At 57.2% G+C, this 19600-nt stretch carries 13 protein-coding genes and 1 tRNA gene; 3 read left to right on the top strand and 11 right to left on the bottom strand.

The genetic code is table 11. The annotated features are described in order from the left end of the window. Positions 1–819: an N-acetylmuramic acid 6-phosphate etherase gene (locus tag CA832_RS13120; RefSeq protein ID WP_088342097.1), complete on the top strand. Its 819-nt coding sequence runs from the start codon at positions 1–3 to the stop codon at positions 817–819. Positions 820–827: 8 nt separating this feature from the next. Here CA832_RS13120 and CA832_RS13115 read toward each other — a convergent pair whose 3' ends face one another. Beyond that, entirely contained in the window at positions 828–1949 is a 1122-nt protein-coding gene (locus CA832_RS13115) for a PQQ-dependent sugar dehydrogenase (RefSeq protein ID WP_088342096.1), read from the bottom strand. A gap of 180 nt (positions 1950–2129) precedes the next feature. Between CA832_RS13115 and CA832_RS13110 the strand changes: the two genes are divergently transcribed. Continuing rightward, positions 2130–10619 carry a T9SS type B sorting domain-containing protein gene (locus tag CA832_RS13110; protein ID WP_233131816.1) on the top strand — a complete coding sequence of 2830 codons (8490 nt, stop codon included), beginning with the start codon at positions 2130–2132 and terminating at the stop codon, positions 10617–10619. 67 nt (positions 10620–10686) lie between these two features. Here the strand turns inward: CA832_RS13110 and CA832_RS13105 are convergent, their stop codons facing one another. The 10 genes from CA832_RS13105 to CA832_RS13060 form a co-directional block, all read right to left on the bottom strand. Then, positions 10687–11430 carry a hypothetical protein gene (locus CA832_RS13105; RefSeq protein ID WP_143542396.1) on the bottom strand — a complete coding sequence of 248 codons (744 nt, stop codon included), beginning with the start codon at positions 11428–11430 and terminating at the stop codon, positions 10687–10689. A 14-nt stretch (positions 11431–11444) separates the two neighbouring features. Continuing rightward, complete coding sequence (locus CA832_RS13100; protein WP_088342093.1) at positions 11445–12674, bottom strand: glutamyl-tRNA reductase; 1230 nt, start codon at positions 12672–12674, stop codon at positions 11445–11447. A gap of 42 nt (positions 12675–12716) precedes the next feature. Continuing rightward, on the bottom strand, positions 12717–13115 hold the full coding sequence (locus tag CA832_RS13095) for a c-type cytochrome (protein ID WP_233131814.1): 399 nt from the start codon (positions 13113–13115) through the stop codon (positions 12717–12719). A 4-nt stretch (positions 13116–13119) separates the two neighbouring features. Then, entirely contained in the window at positions 13120–13992 is an 873-nt protein-coding gene (locus tag CA832_RS13090; RefSeq protein WP_088342092.1) for a hypothetical protein, read from the bottom strand. Next, the gene (nrfD, locus tag CA832_RS13085) at positions 13989–15305 is read right to left on the bottom strand and encodes an NrfD/PsrC family molybdoenzyme membrane anchor subunit (RefSeq protein WP_088342091.1); all 1317 of its coding nucleotides are present in this window, start codon (positions 15303–15305) and stop codon (positions 13989–13991) included. Before nrfD ends, CA832_RS13090 begins: the two co-directional genes overlap by 4 nt. Then, on the bottom strand, positions 15302–16270 hold the full coding sequence (locus CA832_RS13080; protein ID WP_088342090.1) for a 4Fe-4S dicluster domain-containing protein: 969 nt from the start codon (positions 16268–16270) through the stop codon (positions 15302–15304). The genes nrfD and CA832_RS13080 overlap by 4 nt, the downstream gene beginning before the upstream one ends. A 12-nt stretch (positions 16271–16282) precedes the next feature. Continuing rightward, positions 16283–16552 (bottom strand): hypothetical protein, encoded by a 270-nt coding sequence (locus CA832_RS13075; protein WP_088342089.1) that lies wholly within the window; start codon positions 16550–16552, stop codon positions 16283–16285. A gap of 18 nt (positions 16553–16570) precedes the next feature. Then, positions 16571–17425 carry a DUF5777 family beta-barrel protein gene (locus CA832_RS13070; protein WP_233131812.1) on the bottom strand — a complete coding sequence of 285 codons (855 nt, stop codon included), beginning with the start codon at positions 17423–17425 and terminating at the stop codon, positions 16571–16573. 17 nt (positions 17426–17442) lie between these two features. Beyond that, positions 17443–17820 carry a hypothetical protein gene (locus tag CA832_RS13065; protein ID WP_143542395.1) on the bottom strand — a complete coding sequence of 126 codons (378 nt, stop codon included), beginning with the start codon at positions 17818–17820 and terminating at the stop codon, positions 17443–17445. Between the two features lie 99 nt (positions 17821–17919). Beyond that, on the bottom strand, positions 17920–19053 hold the full coding sequence (locus CA832_RS13060; RefSeq protein WP_143542394.1) for a multiheme c-type cytochrome: 1134 nt from the start codon (positions 19051–19053) through the stop codon (positions 17920–17922). A 261-nt stretch (positions 19054–19314) separates the two neighbouring features. On the opposite strand from CA832_RS13060, the gene CA832_RS13055 reads away from it, so the two are divergent. Then, a tRNA-Pro gene (locus CA832_RS13055) sits at positions 19315–19391 on the top strand. The last annotated feature ends 209 nt before the right edge of the window (positions 19392–19600 follow it).

Genomic DNA, 19600 nt, shown 5'->3' with positions numbered 1-19600 from the left:
ATGTCCGATTACCGAAAGATTACCGAAACCCCATCCCTTCACGACAACCTTGAAACCCTCGGCGTGGAGGCCCTGCTCGGGAAGATGAACGAAGAGGACCGCAAGGTGCCCGAGGCCGTAGGCCGGTGTATCCCGGCCATTACCCAGCTGGTGGAGGCCATCGAGCCCCGCTTCCTGAGTGGCGGGCGGTTGTTTTATATCGGGGCCGGTACCAGCGGACGCCTGGGCATCCTGGATGCCTCGGAAATTCCGCCCACTTACGGCATGCCCCACGACAGGGTCATAGGACTGATTGCCGGCGGGGATGCGGCCATCCGTAAAGCTGTGGAACACGCGGAGGACAATACCGCCCAGGCCTGGAAGGACTTGCAGGCCCATGGTATCGGGCCCATGGATACGCTGGTGGGCATAGCCGCCTCTGGCACCACGCCCTACGTATTGGGTGGGATCCGCAAAGCCCGGGAAGAGGGGCTGCTAACAGCAGGTATTACCAACAACCCCGGGTCGCCCCTTGCGCTGGCGGCCGAGATCCCCATAGAAGTGGAAGTGGGCCCTGAATTCGTTACGGGCAGTACGCGTATGAAAAGCGGCACCTCCCAGAAACTGGTGCTGAACATGATATCCACGGCCCTGATGATCCGCATCGGGCGGGTACAGGGCAACCGGATGGTACATATGCAGCTGAGCAACAACAAACTCATAGACCGGGGAACCCGGTATCTGGTAGAGGCCCTGAACTTAAGCTATGAAGAAGCCGGGAAAGCACTATCCCGCTATGGTTCGGTCCAGAAAGCCATAGAGGCCCTCAGCCAGGGGTAGGATAGCCCTTATTCTTCCGGAAGCAGTCGGTAGATCCCCTTACCCTCCACGGCTACGTAGATATAGCCGTCCGGGGCCTGGCGCACATTGCGCACCCGGCCGATCCCCTCCAGCAGTTTTTCCCGCCGCGTAACCTGGGTTCCGTTCAGCTCCAGGAGTTCCAGGTATTGAAACGAGAGGGAGCCCACCAGTAAATCCCCTTCCCAGAACGGGTATTTCCCGGAGGTCACAAAAGCCATCCCGCTGGGGGCAATTGAGGGTACCCAGTAGTGGATGGGCTGTTGCATCCCGTCCTGTGCCGTCTGGTCGGTAATGGGGGTGCCGCTGTAGTTGATGCCATAGGTGATGACCGGCCACCCGTAATTGGCGCCTTTTTGGACGACGTTGATTTCATCCCCGCCCCGGGGCCCGTGCTCGTGGATCCAGAGCTGTCCGGTCTGGGGGTGCAGGGCCATTCCCTGGGGGTTGCGGTTGCCGTAGGTGTACAAAGCTTCCACGGCCCCTTCCCGCCCCACAAAGGGGTTGTCTGCCGGGACCCGCCCATCGTCGTGCAGGCGGTAGACCTTCCCGCCATCCCGGGTGATATCCTGGGGGTTGATATCCCGCTCCCCACGTTCCCCGATAGTAAAATAAAGGTAGCCGTTGGTGTCGAATTCTATCCGCGACCCGAAGTGCTGCCCCTTGGTGGTATTTGGGCCTGCCTTATACAGTACTTGTAGGTCTGTTAGGCTGTTGCCCTGCAATTTTGCGCGTGCGATGGCCGTATTGCCACCTTTCCCCTCTCCTTCCTCGGAGGCGTAGCTCAGGTAGATCCACCCGTTCTCCGCGTAGTTTGGGTGGAGTTCGATGTCCAGCAGGCCGCCCTGGCCCCGGTTGTAGACCGGAGGGACGCCGGAAACCTCTGTTTTGGTACCGTTTTGGAAGCGGATCAGGCTGCCGGATTTCTCGGTGATGAGCATACTGCCGTCGGGCAGGAAGGCCATCCCCCATGGGATCTGCAGGCCGTCTACCACCAATTCTGGCGAAACCCTCGTGTTTTCGGGCGTTTCTGCCCTGTTTTCCGGGTCCTGGGCACAGGAGACCGATGACATTACAACGAAAAAGCAGGCAATAACAATACTATTCCTCATGACGAAACGTTAGAAATCATAGACGAATGAACAGGCGCAATGCCTAAAGATAACGAGATTTTATAAGTAAAATAATTACGCTACGGATTATCCGCCCTCCCAAATCGCGGGTATTCCAGCTCCAAGACCGCTTAACCTATGCTCCCGAAAAAGACAAGGCATCGTTGGTATGCCCTGTTGATGCTAGTGGCCACTATCATCAGCTCTTCGGCGATTGCTAACGGTTCTTTTGAAAGGTTGATTACCGGCCTGCTCACTGCGGCCGCCGATAGTCCCGAAAGGGCCGATACTGCCGAAGGATCCTACTCTGCACCCGCTGCGCAGAACCCTGCCGGGCATTCCGATGCCGGGTTTGAGGCTTCAGCCCCTTTCTTTGTCACCATCATCCAGAATGCGGACGAGGAGGTGACCTGTAGCGACAACGGGTTTACCATTGCCCGCTTCAACCTCTGCGGGGACAGCGACGACCGGGTTATTTCGGTAAGCGGCACCCACGGGAGCTACCAATGGCAACAGCTCGTCCCGGGAGGCAGCTGTACCTACGACGTAAACGACGATTGCCCGCCCATTATCGGTGGGGCCTGTAACCCTTACTGGCAAACCGTTTCTTCCGCCTCAACCCTTACCCTAGACGCCTCGACCATTTCCGCCGCTAACGGGGCGGAATTCCGCGTTCGGGTAGACGGGGGCGGGTATTACTACTTCAAGGTCAAGAAGAGTACCATCACCCAGACCTTCGTAAAACGCGATTTTATCTGTGGTGTCCCCGGCCGGATCCAGGTCACAAACCTGTCGAGCGCCTACGAATTCAGCATCAATTCCGGCAGCGGGTTCGGTCCCTGGCAGGCCTCGCCCATTTTCGACAACCTGAACCCGGGCACCTACATCGTTAAGGCCCGCCTTCAGAATACGCCCAATACCTGCGAGTACCCTTATACCCCCATAACCATTGAGCAACAGGATATCGACATCGACGTGGAATTCGTGGATGCCCAGTGTTTCGGGGATACCGGAAGCATTACGGTAACGGTCAACAACGTCCCGGGCCCCTACAAGTACACCTTGTTGGACGGGAACGGCGTGCCCCAGGAATTCACCACCTTTATCCCGAACAACCCCTACACCTTCTCGGCCGTGGGCTTCGGGACCTACAGCGTGCAGGTGGAGACCCAGCAGTGTACCGGGGACCCCGGAAACGGGATCCCGGCACCCCAGCAACCCTTGGATATCAATGGCAACCCCATTGTCATCGGAGACGGGTTGGTAGCCCTTTCGGCTTCCACGGAGGTAAACGAGAGCCTCAGCGCCGACCCGGTCTGCGGGGCCAATGATGCCGATATCATTATCAACACCTCCGGAGGTTCCGCCCCCTATAGTTTTACCGTGAGTGACGGGGGGAATTCCGGCGGCACTTACACCGGGCAAACCACCTACAATGTTTCGGCAGCGGGTACCTATACCTTCTTTATCACCGATGCCAACGGGTGTACCATCACGGCCACCGCCGATGTGGAAGAACTCACCCCCCCGGATGTTTCGGCTACCGGCACCGACGGGGACTGCAGCAGCGGGGCCCGGATTACCATCAACATACTTGATGCCAAGGGCTATAACCTGCTCTTCAGGGCCGATCCGGCCGACCCATGGTCTACCAATCCGGTACTGACCGTGCCGGACGGCACCTACAACCAGATCCAGGTGCAGTACCAGCAGGCGGCCTTCAGCTGTATTTATACCCTCCCCAATACCATTACGGTGACCAATGTGGGCGCTATTACCGGGTCTGCCGTGAAAATTCAGGACCGCGTCTGCGACGGCAGCGGTGGGGTAGACGGGGGGATCATCGAATTCCAGGGACCCTTTGGCGGAGGATCCGGCAGCGGGTACGAATTCAGTATAGACGGGGTGAACTTCTCCGCCCAGCTGAATTATGCTAACCTGGGCGCCGGTACCTATACGCCCATCATCCGAGATTCCGGGGGATGCCGCCTGGACCTGACCCCCATTACCATTGCAGATGTGGACCCGCCCTCCAACATCGATTTTGCCCAAAGCGCCATCAGCTGTGCGGCCGGGACTTCGGACGTCCAGCTTACCGTAACGGCAAGCGCCGCCATCGCCCAATACGAAATCATCAGTCCTATTTCGGTGAACAACGGCGGCAGCGACACTTTCGCGGGGCTTAGCGTAAACACTGCCTACACCTTCCGCGTTACCGACGTGAACGGATGTACTTACCAGGAGAGCTTTACCCCTGCGGTTATCAGCAGCATCCGCGCCCGGGTGAAATCCGGGGGGGATACCCGGGTCTGTACGGGGGCTTCGGATGGTACGGGTACCTTTATCATAGATGGCTTTACCAACAACTATACTTACAACATTAACGGCGGCCCGGAAGTCGGGCCCCAGAACGATGCCGAAGTAGACCTGCCGCCCTCCGGAGCCGGCACCTACATCATTACGGTTACCGATGCCGATTCCGGCTGTACCGATACGGCCAGCATCACCATCTCGGAACCGGCAACCCCCCTTACGCTCAATGGTGCGGTAACGGCCATGAGCTGCCCGAACGGGAATACCGGGCGGGTGGTGGCCTCGCCTTCCGGCGGATGGGGCACCTACCGCTATACCCTGGAACTGCCCAGCGGGGCTACCATAGGGCCCAAGAGCGGCCAGGTTTTCGGGAACCTGACCCAGGCGGGGAACTATACCCTTAGCGTGACCGATGCCGAGGGGTGCAGCGCCACCTTTGCCTTCAGCCTGACCCCCATCGATTCGCCCACCCTGTCCCTGGATGCAGGAGCTTCCGATTTCTGCTATGTCCCGGGGACTGGCGCTACCCTCCAGGTGAGTTCTACGGCCGGGACTGCAGCCCTGGGTACCCACCAGTACCGGATCAATGGCGGCCCGCTTCAGGCCAGCCCCATCTTTACCGGCCTGAACCCGGGTACATATACCATAGAAGTGGTAGACGGAAATAACTGTACGGACCAGATAAGCGCCACCATCAACCCGCAATTGCGCGTAAACCTGAGTATCGATGCGGAAATCCCCTGTGGAGGTGCAGACGGTGGGATTCAGGTGCAGGTAAGTGGCGGGTACCTCGCCGGGGCCGGCCCCAAACAATACGAGGTCAGTTCGGACAATGGCGTAAGCTTTGGCGCCCCTGTGGCCCTTACCGCCAATTCCTTTGTATACAACACCAACCTGCCCGGCGATTATGTGTTCCGGGTAACGGACAACCAGGGGTGTGTGGCACTTTCCAACCCCATTACCCTCAATCCCCCGGTAAACATCGACCCGGCCAGCGTGGTGCTGACCCCGGCCAGTTGTGGGGAGACCAATAACGGGATGGTGACCATCGTACCCGATGCCACCAGCGGGGTGCCCCCCTACCAGGTGAGCTTCGACGGCGGGCCCTTTGGCTCCCAGACCGTGTTTTCCAACCTGAACGCAGGCCAGTCCTATTCCTATATCGTGCGCGATGCCCGCGGATGCGAGACCCTCCCGGCCAATGTGGTTATCCCTACCGATGCCACACCCCCGCCGGATGCCACTGTACCGCCTGTAACGGCCAATTGCCTGGCTGGGGTACTCGAAGCCGGTATCCAGGTGACTGGCGTAAGCGGAGGAACCCCGGATTATACCTATATCCTGCTGGACCAGTTCGGGATGGAATTGCAACGCATCGGACCTACTTCCAGTACGTCTGAAACCTTCCTGCCCGAAGTGCCGGGGATTTATACAGTAGTGACCCTCGATGCCCTTGGGTGCCGGGACGAAGATGTAGTCACCATAGACCAGACCACCCTCGATGTGGTCCCGGACCCCGTGGTGGCCCCTGTCTGTGCCCCGGGAGGGTTCACCAATACGGTGACCATCGTGGGTGGGGTAGGGCCCTTCCTGATCCGCCTGGCCACAGACCCGAACCCGCCAGTCCCGCCGAACCTGACGCCTACGCGCCATACCTTTACCGGACTGCAATTCGGGGTAACCTACACCGTAGAGGTGACCGATTTGGGTACCGGGTGTATTTACCTGGACGAAATCCCGCCGGAAGACGGGCCCAACCCCCTGGAGGTTACCGCCACTTCAACTCCCGGGTTCTGCGACGCCAACCGCTTTGGCCAGATCGTCTATAATGTGGACGGGTTTACCCCGGGTGCCGACCTGCTCATTGAGCTGCTCAATGACGATACCGGGGCCCTGATCACCCTGGAGACGGCCACGGGGGTATCGCCCATCTACTCGAATACCTACGAAACCCTCCCGGGCAATTACCAGGTGCTTGTAACGGACCTGACCAATAGTTGTACCGATGCGGTGCCGATTACGATAGACCAGAACCTGCCGGCTATCGACATCATTACCCAGGAACCGGCCAACTGTAACGCCTTCGGGCAGTTTACAGTACGCGGCTCCGGCGGGGATGGGGGCCCCTATACCTTCGCTTATATGGACAGCGGGGATACCCCCCTGCCCGGCGATTTTACCACGGAGACCACCTTTATTGGCCCGGCCGGGAATTATGACGTCTATGTCATGGACAGCAGCGGTTGTACCTCCTTTGCCATTGCCACCATCATCAACCTGGCCCCGGACCTCCCGGCCCCCACGTTTATTGTGGAGAACCAGTGCGACGTGATGGCTACCTCCTTCGATATCCTGGTGCGGATGCCTGCTACTGTGGATACCCCCAGGTATACCCTTAATGGGGAGGAGCAGTTTCCGGTACTCAATGGTGGGTTCTGGGAGCATACCTACACGGTAGGCAGCCCCGGGGATTACGTGGTTGACGTGATTGATGCCGATGGGTGTACCAGCCAGGGTACCGCGACGGTTTACGAGTTTCTGATTGCCACCGGCGGCTTCAGTACGGAGCCTTCCTGTAACAACGCAGACGGGGAAATCACCATCAACACCCTTGGGGGCAGCGGCGATTTCACCTTCGAACTTCGCGATGGTTCCGGGACGTATATCACGGACAACCTCACCGGGGTCTTCACCGGATTCGCCCCGGGCGATTATGAAGTCCTGGTAACGGACAACCTGGTAGCCGACCTGAGCGGGAACTGTACCTTCCTGGTGGATAACATCTTCCTGGAAGCGGCCATCCCTCCGGTGATCAGCACAGTCCTGGATACGGACATCTCCTGTAACGGGGCCAACGACGGCGCCATCGATGTCCTGTTGCAGGCGGGGACCGATGCGGATGCCCCCCTTACCTACACCCTTTACGAAGCGGGCACCTCCAATGTGGTGCAAACCAATACCTCCGGGTCCTTTACCGGGTTGATCCCCGGCTTTTACGACGTTACGGTGGTTTCCAGCCGGAATTGCGAGGACCGTCAGGACGGGATCGAGATCAGCGAACCGCCCGTCTTTGCCATTACAGCAATTGCCCCGGACTTTGCATGTGAGCCCGGCGCCAACCGCTACAGTTCCACCATCGTTACGGTAACTGTCACAGATCCCGGTACCGCGGGGTACCAGTACAGCATTACCGGGTTCAGCGATTACCAGAGTTCCAACACCTTCGAGGTGGTAGACAACGGTTCACCCCAGACGATTACGGTTTATGCCATAGACGCCAACGGATGCCAGGACCAGTTTACCCTGCCGGTGCTGAACCCGCCCACAGACGTGGTACCCACCCTCAGCCTGCAGGCGGCCCTTACCTGTACCACGGATGAACGCATCCGGGTCGATGTGGTCGGGACCACGGATTTCACCCTTTCGGTGGCCAATGGCCCGGCGGCCGTAGGCCCGGTGACCAATACCCCAGGGAATAGCTTTGTGCTGATGGACCTCCCGGTTTCGGGCGGCTACCTTCTGGAAATTACCGACAATATTGCGGGGTGCAGCTATCCCTTGCCCCTGCACGAGGTTTTCGAACCCCAGTACCCGACGGCCACCATTACCGAAGCCAACCCGGTACGCTGTGCAGTCCCGGGCAATGACGGGGCCCTCTTTATAGAAGTTACAGACTATACCGGGGTGTACGACTACCAGGTATACCAGATAGACTCCGGCGGAAACCGCATCCTCCCGGCCCTTACCAGCGGCAGCTTCGATACGGCCAATTTCCCCGATGTAAACGGGGACCCGGCCCGGATCACCGGCCTGCCCGGCGGTAATTTTGTGGTGGATATCGTTTCCCAGGATACCCCGGGTTGCCCCGCAGAATCGAATGTGGCAACCGTTCGGGCCCCCAACGGACCTCTGGCGCCCCTGGCCGTAGAGGAGGGCAATGTAAGCTGTAACGACAACCAGGGGGTTATCGTAGCCTCCGCCACCGGCGGCTGGGATACCTCCCCCTATGAGTACCGATTGCTGCGGGACAATGGCAGCGGTACCTACCTGGAAGAGGTAGCCTTTGGCCCTTCGGACCGTTTTGAGAACCTCAGCAGCGGCGATTATCGCGTGGAGGTACGGGATATTGAAGGGTGTACAGAATCCGTGGATATTTCCCTAAGCCCCATAGACCCCATCCTGGTGGGAATCCGTGAACCCCAGGCCCTGGTTTGTCCGGGAGGCAACAACGCCATCCTGGAAGCTTTCGACCCGGCCACCGGCGATGCCACTACCGCCTTGCCCGGTGCCTCCGGCGGGGTACCCGGATCCGGATACCTGTACCAGCTCATCTACCTGGGCAGCAATAATATTGCCGACGAACTCTCCCGTAGCGGTTTGCAGGCCAACCCCACCTTTGCCGGAACGTCCGGGGAAGGCTACCTGAGTGCCGGGTGGTACGCCATTGAGGTTTCCTCAACCTACGACTGCGTTGGCGTCACCCAGCCCTATTATGTGGACCCGCCACCCCCCATTATCCCTAACCTGGTACAGGTCAGGGCCCCGGGTTGCGGTGGTATGGGCGAGATGCGCCTGAGTATCCAGAACCCGGAACCGGGCTTCGAGTACGAGTACCGCGCCGCTACGGCTGCGGCTACGGACCCCTTTATTTCCATGGGAATCGGACAGACTTCGGTCCTTATTGGCGGAGGCCCTGGCTTCTACCAGTTCGATGTGCGCAAAGTGAACGCCGGCAATACCTGCGACGTGGTGCGTTCCAACGGGCTTACCCTGATAGACGCCCAGGACCTGGACCTGGTGGTTAACCTGCCGGACGATATTTCCTGTGCCAATGAGATAGACGGGCGGATTGAATCTTTCGCTTCCGGAGGGGTAGGGGGTAACAGCTTTATCCTCTACAGCGGCGACCCGGGTGCCGATCCGTTTAACCCGAACCCCTCGGCTATGGTAATCCGTGGGCCCCAGGCAGACGGCACCTTCGAGGGCCTGGATGCCGGTACAGAATACTATGTTGCGGTAACCTCCGGTACTACCTGCGGGGACGTGGAAGGTCCGTTTACGATTGTACGCCCCGACCCGATCCTGTTCAATGCCACGGCCAGCCCGGTATCCTGTAGCGGGGAGGCAGACGGCAGCATTACCATAGAAGTGGTAGGCGGGGGCGAAGGCCTGATCCAGTTTGCCATTGAGCCGAACTTCAACGAGTTCTTCTCAGACCCGGCCACCCCGGGGGTTTATACCTTTACGGACCTGGAAGGTGCTCCCTTCCCGGGCCGCGAATACGACATCCTCATCCAGGACGAGCAGGGCTGTTCCGAGCTCACTACCGTTTCGGTAATCGAACCGGAGCCCATAGACCTGAGTTTTTCGGCCACCGATGAAACCTGTATCGGGTTTGCCGATGGTACGGCCCAGATCACCATTTCCGGGGGGACTCCCTTTGTGGATGCCATGGGGGTCAGCTATTACGAAGCCAGCCTGAATTCCTCGGCAGATGTGGACTACCAGCGCAACGATGCCTTGTATTTCGACAACCTCTCCGGCGGTACGTCCTATGTGGTCTTTGTACGGGATGCCAACGGATGTACGGCCAATATTGTGGTTCCTATCGAAATCGGGGTGGACCTTACGGCCGAACCGGTGGTGCAGTACGGGTGTGACGGGATCTTCCCCTTCAATACTGTGGCGGTTACCCTGCAGGACAGCAGTGTGCTGCCGGATGTGCTCTTCGCGCTCGACCCGGTGGACCCTACCGACGCCGTAACGGCCCTGGCCGACGACACCCGCAGCTGGGGAGACCTGCCGGCGGGCGACCATACCGTGTACATCTACCACGAGAACGGGTGTACCACCTTTGTGGAATTTACCGTAGACGACTACCAGCCCCTGGTCCTGGAGGCTTTGCAAACCGGTCCTAATGAGATTACAGCCACGGCAAGCGGCGGTTTTGGCGGGTATGAATTCTTCTTCCAGGGAGAATCCACGGGAACCGAGAATGTATTCAACATCAACTTCGACGCCAATGTCAATATCCGCGTAATCGACGCGGGCGGGTGCGAGGTGGAGGTGGTCTTCCCCTTCGACTTCGAGGGCATGGTGGAATTCCCGAACTACTTTACCCCGGACGGGGATGGGATGAACGACACATGGTCTCCCATGAACCGGGAGTTCTTCCCGAATATCGAGATCAAGATTTACGACCGTTACGGGCGGGTGGTGGCCATCCTGGACCAGGTCAAGAACTGGGACGGAACCTATGAAGGCAAGGAAGTTCCCACCGGGGACTACTGGTACGTGGTCAATGCCAACGACAACGAAAAACAACAGTACGTAGGGCACTTTACCCTGTACCGATAACGCATTTACAAGTTGGAGCAAGCGGTCAGCCGGCTTTCCCGAATTTTCGGGGGGCCGGCTTTCTTACTTACTGGCGTTGGAATTCCGCTTCTTCCAGCAGGATATCGTACCGGTACCCGGAACCGAAATCGCGGTCCTGGCGGACCACTGCTGTAACGATGAGGGTCTCACCCGGGGAGGCGTCTGCCTTAGTGGTGGCAACTACAGAACGGCCGTTGGCCTGGTCGGTGGTCAGGTGCACCCAGTTACGGTTCATAATACCTTCGTTGACCTTGGTACAGGCTGCTGTAAACCGCACCCAGGAATCCCGGTAAGCCTCCGGGTTGTCCAGCAGTTCAGACAGGGTTATTTCGGTTGCGGATTCCGAGTCTGTTTCCACTTCGGCCTCTTCCATTTCCCGCGGTTCCTTAAGGGTGGAAGGTTTCATATCCCCGGCTTCAGACTCGGGAACCAGACGGGTGACCAGGTAGAGCGTATCAAACACTTCCTGCAGGGTCTCACTCCTGAAATCGGTTCGTCTCAGGGCTTCATTGTACATATAGGTGTTCCCTTCCACAATATCGCCGGGGGCGGTGGCTACCCAATAGGTTTCGTCCCCCTCGCGAACCTTGAGATACATATATTTATCGCCTTTGCGGATTTCTGTTACCTGTACCCGGTGCAGGTCGTTGCGCACGTTGCTGTGAACGGAATGCATATCCTTGCGGGGCTCCAGTTCTATGGTTCGCTGGGAGGGATCTCCTTTACAGGAGGTGATTATAAGCAAAAGGAAAAGCAGGCCCATTGCGGGCAGGGTTGGTTGTTTTTTCATTTTCATTCGGGTGTTTAGGAGCATTGCAGTAGGGACTCGTGTTCCCGGATCAGGGTGTCTAATCCCGATCCACTGCGGAGCTGCTCCGGTTTATGGCGCCATTTCCGCAGCAAGCGGTCTGTGGCAACAGTCAGGGTCTCCGGCCCGGGGGCCATGCCCTGGTTTTGGTAATAGGAGCGAACCCCGTTTAAGATTTTTCGTTTGCGGTCGGAAAGCAGGGCCCTCCTGGGGGCATCGGCATGCCAGGCGGAAAAATCTTCCATGGCTTCCTCCAGGATATGGCCTACCGCTTCTATAGCGGCGTGGCGCTGGACTTTGTTTTCCTGCAACCTCCGGGATATAGAGTCCAGATCGTACAGGATTGCCTTTCCAGGCCGGTTTTCTTCGGGCAGGCAGATGTTGTGTGGTACTGCCAGGTCTATCAGCAAAACGCGTTTCTGGGTGTTCCACCCTCCGCTAACCAGGGCCGGGCAGTGACTGGCTGCCCCGATAATAACGTCGAAGCTATCCAGGTCGCCTTGCAGAAGGCGTTCCCAGGACCAGGTATGCAGGCCGTAGGCTTCTGCCAACTCCTCTGCACGGGAAGCCGTCCGATTGGTCAGGTACAGGTTGCGGTAGCCGAATTTTCCGTTGTATTTCAGTAATTGTTTGACGATGTCTCCGGCACCTACCACCAGGATTCGTTTCTCGCCGGCAGCGCCCTCAAAGGTCTGGCGCACCAGTTTCAGGGCCTGGTAGGCCGTGGAGGTGGTCCCGTCCCGGAAGGCTGTCTCATTGCTGATCCGCTTGTGGAAACGGAATACGGTTTGCATGGTCCGCTCCAGCAGGGAGCCCTGCAGGTGGGAATCCAAAGACCGGTGATAGGCCTTTTTGATCTGGTGGATGATTTCGGCATCGCCCAGAACGGCGGACTCCAGGCCTGCCGAAACGCGCAACAGGTGGCGCAGGCTCTCCTGGGTTTCGTCCCCGCATTGGAACAGATCTGAAACCGCTTCTTCCGCCTGGCCTGTCCGGTCCTTAAGCAGGAACCGGAGCAGGGCTTTGGCGGGCGTTATGGAGCTTTCCGCATACAATTCGGTACGGTTGCAGGTAACTAGGAGCATCAACCCTTTGATGTCCGGGAAGGCACGGGTCATTTCCCCGAGAAAACGATCGCGTTCCTCTTCCGGGAAATGGAAAGCCTGGCGTGCCGATACCGGTGCCGTACCATGCGAAATGCTGATATAGCGCAAGTGATATTCCATGTGGTGTGCCTTGTAAGGGTACCTAAGGGGTTTCCCCGGGGCTTATTCGCCCAGGGTACGCATATAGTTCACAATAAGCCAGCGATCTTCGTCGTCCGGCATTTTCTTGGTGTACTCGGGCATGTCGCCGCGGCCAATGGAGGTCTTGTAGAAAAGCGCCCCGTCGGACTGGGCCTGGAATTCCGCTGAGGAAAAGTCGCCCAGGTCGCCTTCAAGGCCGTCTGCCTTGGGGCCGTCTCCGTAGCCTTCCTTCCCGTGGCAGGACTGGCAGTGCTTGGCGTAGAGCGCCTTGCCGATGTCCAGGTCCTCGGACGGGTTGGTCGGGTTTTTCATGTTTTCATATTCTGCCGGTACTTCCCATACATCCTGCGGAGGGGTATTGAAAGCGATAAAGAGCAGGGCCAGGGCGGCCATTGGGAGAATGAATCGGATTGTTTTCATCATGTTAGGATTTAGCAATTTTATATAGGTTTCGAATAAGGTACAAAATAAGGCCCCAGGAACCGAATACCAGCAGGCCGGTAAACAGGATTATAAATAAAGGGGTCCGGCTGCTGGGTGCCCAGAGGGTCCGCGCTCCGGCCTGGGTATCCTCGGCTACAGGCACCCCAATGGGTGCTGGTATATGAGCAATTACCGTGCCGTAGGTACTGTGGTCGTCCAGTACTACTTCCAGGTCCAGCATGCCTTCTGGGGCAGGGATGTCCTGGGGTACCTCCACGCTGATGGAACCGTCATCGTCCGTCATCAGCAGGTCTTTACTGATGCGCAGGGGCCGGAACATCCGGCGTACCTGTACTTTAACCAGGGCCCCATCCACAACGCTGTCCAGCATTTTATCAGATAGGGTGGCTTCCACAAAATAGAGGCTGTCGCGTTGTTGCAGGCTGGCTGAAAGGGCGGCATCCCGGAATTCCACGGAGCTGCTGCCCCGCCGGAACTGATCGTTCCCGCCGAAAGAGGCGCCCAGGATGTAAAGGCCTGTGGAATCGGGTTGGATCTGGGCGAGGCCCTTGTCAAGGGTTACCCGTGCCTTCCCGCTGGCATCGGTGGTTACGGTTTCCAGGGGGAATTCCTCCCCGTCCACCTCGTAATATACCTCCAGGCCTATGCCCGGTACGTCTACGTTGGAGCGGTCTATCCGGGCGGAGGTCTGCAGGTCCAGATAAACCGGACCATCTATGATTTTCGTGTAGGTAGTACGCATGCGCAGGCGGACTTTTTCCGACTGTCCAAACGCGGACCAGACGCCCAGCATCATGAGGATCAGCAGTCCGGTACTACCTGTTTTCCGGAGTAATGTAGATGCATTTTTCATGACTCCTGGGTTTTAGGTTGTACAGCTGCCTTCTGGTCTTCCAGGAGTTTGTCGATGGAAATCACCGGCAAATACCGCACCAGCAGGGTAATGATCAGCAGGGCCATGGCCAGGGTGGCCGAGGTAATGAGCCACTCGTGCATGCTGGGAAAATAATGGCGCCAAGATTCCGGAACACCCTGAATAGGCAGGTAGGGGTGCAGCAAGGTGGGGGTTACGATCAGGTACCGTTTCCACCAGGATCCTATCACCACGATAACCGCGATGGTAAAAAGCGCCTTTGGCTTGCGGTAGCGTTTGAAGATAGTCAGGATGGCCGGGAGCAGCAGTCCCACAAGGGTAACCGCCCAGAACGCCGGGGCAAATTCACCCTCCAAAAGGGTTTCCAGGTGCTCGCTTTCACCTTTTTTGGAGGTGAACAGCGGAATGACATATTCGTTTACATTGAAATACACATAGACCAGCAGGGCCAGGTTAAAGAGCTTGCCGAGCTTGTCGAAGTGGTATTCGGTGATGTATTCGGTGAGTTTGCGGTAGCGCCTTACGACATAGACCACGCTGATAAGCGCCCCCAGGCCCGCAACCATGGCCCCGGAGATAAAGTAGGGCGCAAAGTTGGAGCTGTCCCAACCCACGCGGTAGGTGGTGGAGAACAGGTAGGCGTCGATGGATTCCAGGATAAGTCCCAGGGGGATAATCATCAGGGCCAGCAGGTGGACTGAACGCCCCTGCAGGCGCAACTGTTTCTCGGTCCATTGCCATTTCAGGGCCAGGGCCCCATAGATTTTGCGCAGGCGCGGTTTGGCCTTGGCATAGTGGTCGCGGAGGATGGCCAGGTCCGGCAACAATGGGAAATACAGCAGCAGTAAACTTACCGCCATAAAGGTGGGGATGATGATCACATCCCAGGTAATGGGCGATTGCAGCCTGGCGTGGATAAACAGGTTCAGGATGCGGTCCGGCCGCGCCATGTCGATCATAATGGTCAGCCCCGCCATGATGATACAGGCCAGGGATACGATTTCGGCCAGGCGCACAAAGGGCCGGCGCCACTGGCTGTTGGTCAGGCGAAGGGCCGCCACCGCAATGGCACTTACAAAACTCGTGGCCACAAAGAACACGAAGTTGGAGATATACACGCCCCAAAGGACGTAGTCTCTCATATTGGTCACGACCTGGCCCTGAATGAGTTGGTCAATGTAGGCGATCAGGCCGGCTACGATCAGTACCAGCAGGAAGCCTACCCACACCATACCACCCCGGTTGAATTTCCGGGGGCCAAGGTCTTCTATGAGTTGTTCGCGGGTTTTCATTGTGCATCTTCAGCGGTTGGTTCCTCGGGTTTCTCCACAGACTGGAATTCGTTGTAGCTTTCCAGGCCTTCCTCGAAGGGAGCAATCCGGTCCTTGGGCGGCAGGTAATACACGCTCGGGTCGGTACCCAGGTCTTCGAAGAGTCGGTAGCCCGCCTTTTTCTCGAGCAGTTCGCTCAGGCGTACGGTTTCATCCCCGTTGGTTACGGTATCCTCGTTTTTGTCGCCAAAATAGAAGACGCCGTTGGGGCAGGCCGTCACACAGTGGGGGAGTTCCCCTTTCACAGCCTGGTGCGGGCAGAAATCGCACTTATCCACCGTGCCTTTCACGCTGGGCATCCCGGCGTGTTCCGGGCTGTGCATGGCGTGGACCATGTCTATATCCATCTCGAACTCCTGTTTGGGCTCGTTCCAGTTGAAGACGCGGGTGGAGTAGGGGCAGGCCGCCATACAGAAACGACAGCCAATGCAGCGGTCGTTGTCTATGAGCACCAGCCCGTCCTCCCTTTTAAAGGTGGCATCTACCGGGCAAACCGTAACACATGCAGGTTTGTCGCAGTGCATACACAGGGTGGGCATCCAGTAGGGGGGTGCATCCGGACTGTCCTGCATATTATAGATCTTCAGCCAGGCATTGTCTCCGGTTACAAAGTGGTGTTTGTTGCAGGAGCGCTGGCAGGCCAGGGCGTTCTCGCATTTGGCCAGGTCAATGACCATGACGAATTTGCGCCCCGGGATGCCTTTGCGGACATTGTGGCCGGGCTCCATATGGTGCATTTCCTCTACCTGGCCGGTATCGACCTCTACCATCTGACCATCGGTGGTCATCAGGGTTTCGGTCTTACCGGAGGCGGGGGTACACTTCAGGTTCGAAAGGGCAGCACCGCCGAGGGCGGCAGCCAGGCCCAGTTTCCAACCTTCCCCCAGAAATTCTCTTCTCTTGTTATCGGGTTCTTTCTTGTCCATGTCGGTACGATTCTACTTGTGTTGGTCCTTACCCAGCCAGGTCAGCAAGGTCTTGTTGTCCACATTGGGGTTAACCACACGGGACTGTTTTACATTACTGGCCTTAACCCTAACGGTGGTGCCGTCGGGGCGCAGCAGGGTCTGGTACTCCTCGTCGTCCTCGGGTCCGTAGGCGGTCTGGGCCTGGGCCGGGAGCATGGGAAGCAACAACCCTCCGCCCAGCAGCGGCAGAAAGGCCCGTCTTCCCAGCTTTTTGGGACTGTTGTTTTTGTCGCGTTTCATGGGCAGATAAACAATCGGTTAGAAACTATAGATACGGGTAATGGTAAATCCTATCAGGAAGTCCCCGTCGAAGAAGTTATTTTGGTTAAACATGTAGTTCTTTTGCGGAACGATGCCATTGAGGCTGGACACGTAAATCTGGAAGGCGTGGGCCGAAGTGGCGAATTCCACTCCTATGCTGAACCCCGGTTCCGGGTCCATGTCGAGCTCCTCTCCATTGAGGTGGTGTACAAACGGGTGGCTGTACTCCATCATAATGGCGGTCTGCGGGCTGATCTTATAGCGACCGCCGGCTGATACTCCGATCACATCGTTGCGCATACGCTCGGGCACCAGGTTGTAGTGGGAAACACTACCGGTTACCTGAAGGGACAACTTGGAGTTGAACCGGCGCGAAACGATAAGTTGGTTAAAGAAGGAGTACCGATGCTGGTCCAGGGCAAAATTCTCCTTGCGGCGCGCATCGATGACAAAGTTTCCATAATAGGAAACGTTCACCGGAATCCGGTCCGAACGGGTCTGCTGCAGGATACCTACTTTCCAGTTGAAGTCCTGCAGTCGGTCGAATTTAGTAGTCCCGAACCCAATGGTGAGCCGGTCGTGGATGGAATAATTGATCCCGATCCGGATGTTGGCAGGCGCCCAGATCCCGGCCAGGTCGTTGGTCCCCCCGTTAATGAGCCCGAAGCGGTGGTTCATCACCACCTCCAGGGTGTTTTTCGGGAAGAGCCGGTCTGTTGGGTTGTCTATGATAAACGAACTCTCAAAGGCCGGACGCTGCGGCTTGTCTACCACCTTGGTGGTATCGGCTTCCTGTGCCCACGTCAGTAAGGGGAGGCATAAAAAGACGAATAACGGAATAAGCGATCTCATAATGAAAGTTCTTTAGGTTAGTTGTCTTCTGCGCCCCTGTCGATCCAGGCTTTAATCAGGGCAATTTCACTGGAGGTAAGCACAACACCCGGGTCGAAGGGGTGGCCTACACCTGGTAATTTCTGGTAGAATTCACTGCCTTCGGCATCCCCGGGTACCACGTATCCGGGAACAAGGGCGTCATAGGCATTCCCGGCCCGCAGGTCGGGGTTGGCTACTGAACCGTCATGACAGGCGGTACAGGCGGTGAACAGGGGTTCGATGTCGGTTGCGAAGGAAATCTCCTCCGTATCCGGAATGTCCGGAACTTCTTCCTCGATCAACTCGTCGTAGTAACAGGAGCCGAGCAGGAGCAACAGTAATCCGGCCAGTAATTTGGATACGCTGGTTCTCATAATGTGCTTTTTAGGGTGCGCCATGGGAATCCGGTACTTCTGGTTTGGGCAAACCCCGCACCACAGGTGGGTGCGGGGTGCCGTTCCGTCTGTCCGGTATTAATTATTCTGCAGGGCTTCGATGGAGTTGTTCAGCAACGCGCGGGAGTACCCCGGGTTGTGGATACCCCGGCTCTGGTCTTCTTCGAGGGTTTTGTAGTTCCAGGCAGCCTGGGCTTCTTCTACGGTGAAGATTCCCGAATTGGCACTGCCATCTACGATTATACCGTTAACCGGTACGCCGGTTCCCACCGGGTTGCCGTCGGCGTCGAATACCGGGTTGCCTTCTGCATCCTCGGCATATTCTTCCCCCACAACCTGTGCCAGCAGTGCAGCCAGGGTGGCCATACCATCAGTATAACCATTTAGCTCAGAAGGTGCGCCATTGGTGTGGCACTGTACACAGGCACTTTCTGAGGGTACCCAGGAGTGGCCGCCGATTTCCGGGTTGGAAGATTCGGTCATGTGGCAGGCCACACAGGAAGAGCCGGTACGGTGGGTGGCAGAGGCCACGCCGGGATATCCGGTAGATCCTGCGATGTTAGCACCGAGAATACCTTCCAGCATGGTCGATTGCGGGCCGTGGTGCGGGCCGAAACGGGAGCTGGTAATCACGTATTTACCTGAGCCGTTTTCCGCCGGGATTACATAACTGCTCCGCGGCTGGTGGCAGCTGATACAGTTGTTGCTGGATCCGTCAAAATCGATAGTATAAGACGGGTCGAGAACAAGGGGCGTTGGCTCGTCGTTCCGCAGGGCATAATCCGGTCCGTCATTTTCGAAATCGAATGTGTCGTGATCTGTGTGACAGGTGCTGCAGAAGATTGTGGTAGGATTGGAATATCCTTCTTCAAGTGCTGCGCCATTTTCCCAGAAATCGATAAAACCTTCTTCCCCGTGGCACTGGGCACAACGGTTGGTAGGGTCGCTGCCACCACGTCCTTCTGCGAATCCTACAGATCCGGATCCGTGGGCGGAGAATTCAAATGACGCGAATACCGCATCTCTATTGGTATTCGAGTGGCAGGATACACAGGAGGCGGTGCCGTCGACACCGTCCTGGCCGTCGACCCCGTCTACGCCGTCAATCCCGTCTTCTCCAGGAGGGCCGGGTATGGGGTCACTGGTACATTGAAATAGGAAAAAGGCAGATGCCATCAGCATCAGAAGCCCGAGAAACCTGTGCGTTTTCATAAATGTTTGTTTTAATAATGGACATACGGTTGATGGTTCGAAAGTATCCTATGTTACATAGGATTCTTATGATAAAAATCATGTTCCTTAAAAAACTATTAAAATCGTAGGAAAAAGACAAGCCCCAGGCCAAACCTTAACATTGGGGAAATACCCGGAAATAATTTCCCGGGGGGTGCAGATGAAAAAACAGGATTGTTATATATTTGCAGCCCGAACGAAATTCTACCCTCGCGTTCGGGGCCGGAAGCACGCTTCCATCGGGATGTAGTTCAGCCTGGTAGAATACACGCATGGGGTGCGTGTGGTCGCTGGTTCGAATCCAGTCATCCCGACCAAGCAAAGCCAAGCGATTTATCGCTTGGCTTTTTTCATTTCCGCGCACGTCAAAAACTTGTTTTTGTAAGTGGAAGCGGAAATGAAAAAAGACCCCCGGCCTTTAGGGCCGGCCTGGCTTTGCTTGAGGCCACCCCCCGTTCTGGATCACGCCGCAGGCGTAATCCAGGAAATTCCAACCGCTAAAGTCCAAATTCCAGGAAATTTGTTT

The organism is Robiginitalea sediminis, assembly GCF_002198115.1.
In the GTDB taxonomy this organism is placed as follows: domain Bacteria; phylum Bacteroidota; class Bacteroidia; order Flavobacteriales; family Flavobacteriaceae; genus Robiginitalea; species Robiginitalea sediminis.
The sequence above is the reverse complement of the archived record's forward strand: the minus strand, read 5'-3'. Positions and strand labels throughout refer to the sequence as shown.

What these genes read in the sequence shown, in the direction of transcription:
- CA832_RS13120 (WP_088342097.1), top strand. Translation starts at nt 1, where the DNA reads ATGTCCGATTACCGAAAGATTACCGAAACCCCATCCCTTCACGACAAC.
- CA832_RS13115 (WP_088342096.1), bottom strand. Translation starts at nt 1,949, where the DNA reads ATGAGGAATAGTATTGTTATTGCCTGCTTTTTCGTTGTAATGTCATCG.
- CA832_RS13110 (WP_233131816.1), top strand. Translation starts at nt 2,130, where the DNA reads ATGCTAGTGGCCACTATCATCAGCTCTTCGGCGATTGCTAACGGTTCT.
- CA832_RS13105 (WP_143542396.1), bottom strand. Translation starts at nt 11,430, where the DNA reads ATGAAAAAACAACCAACCCTGCCCGCAATGGGCCTGCTTTTCCTTTTG.
- CA832_RS13100 (WP_088342093.1), bottom strand. Translation starts at nt 12,674, where the DNA reads ATGGAATATCACTTGCGCTATATCAGCATTTCGCATGGTACGGCACCG.
- CA832_RS13095 (WP_233131814.1), bottom strand. Translation starts at nt 13,115, where the DNA reads ATGAAAACAATCCGATTCATTCTCCCAATGGCCGCCCTGGCCCTGCTC.
- CA832_RS13090 (WP_088342092.1), bottom strand. Translation starts at nt 13,992, where the DNA reads ATGAAAAATGCATCTACATTACTCCGGAAAACAGGTAGTACCGGACTG.
- nrfD (WP_088342091.1), bottom strand. Translation starts at nt 15,305, where the DNA reads ATGAAAACCCGCGAACAACTCATAGAAGACCTTGGCCCCCGGAAATTC.
- CA832_RS13080 (WP_088342090.1), bottom strand. Translation starts at nt 16,270, where the DNA reads ATGGACAAGAAAGAACCCGATAACAAGAGAAGAGAATTTCTGGGGGAA.
- CA832_RS13075 (WP_088342089.1), bottom strand. Translation starts at nt 16,552, where the DNA reads ATGAAACGCGACAAAAACAACAGTCCCAAAAAGCTGGGAAGACGGGCC.
- CA832_RS13070 (WP_233131812.1), bottom strand. Translation starts at nt 17,425, where the DNA reads ATGAGATCGCTTATTCCGTTATTCGTCTTTTTATGCCTCCCCTTACTG.
- CA832_RS13065 (WP_143542395.1), bottom strand. Translation starts at nt 17,820, where the DNA reads ATGAGAACCAGCGTATCCAAATTACTGGCCGGATTACTGTTGCTCCTG.
- CA832_RS13060 (WP_143542394.1), bottom strand. Translation starts at nt 19,053, where the DNA reads ATGAAAACGCACAGGTTTCTCGGGCTTCTGATGCTGATGGCATCTGCC.